At 70.3% G+C, this 539-nt stretch carries 1 protein-coding gene; it reads left to right on the forward strand.

Annotated elements, in window-relative coordinates:
• The coding region (locus A5700_RS05375; protein ID WP_156671089.1) for a PPE family protein at window positions 1-539 on the forward strand (539 nt) is incomplete at both ends.

Here is a 539-nt window from a genome sequence, read left to right on the forward strand (position 1 = left end):
TCGTGGAATGCGTTGGCCGCGGAGCTGAACTCGGCCGCGCTGAACTACGAGAACGTGATCACGGCGCTGAGCAGCGAGGAGTGGCTCGGCACGGCGTCGGCCACGATGGCACAGGCGGCGCAGCCGTATGTGACGTGGTTGACCACGACGGCCGCGCAGGCCGAGGAGGCGGCCACTCAGGCCCAGGCCGCCGCGGCGGCGTACGAGACCGCGCTGGCCGCGTCGGTGCCGCCGCCGCTGATCGCGGCCAACCGCGCCGCCGTCCAGCAGTTGCGCGCCACCAACGTGCTGGGGCAGAACACCCCGTTGATCGCGCAGCTGGAGACCCAGTACGGCGAGTTCTGGGCCCAAGACGCTGGGGCGATGTATTCCTATGCCGGTCAGTCGGCGACGGCGTCGAAGGTGAGTACCTTCCAGAATGCCCCGGAGGTGGTCAACCCGTCGGGTCAGGCCAACCAGGCTGCCGCGACCAGCAACGCGACGGCCAACTCCACGGCGACCAGCACGACCAAGACCCTGCAGGCGCTGGCGCAGCCGGC

It is taken from the genome of Mycobacterium sp. E1214, from assembly GCF_001666755.1.
GTDB lineage: Bacteria > Actinomycetota > Actinomycetes > Mycobacteriales > Mycobacteriaceae > Mycobacterium.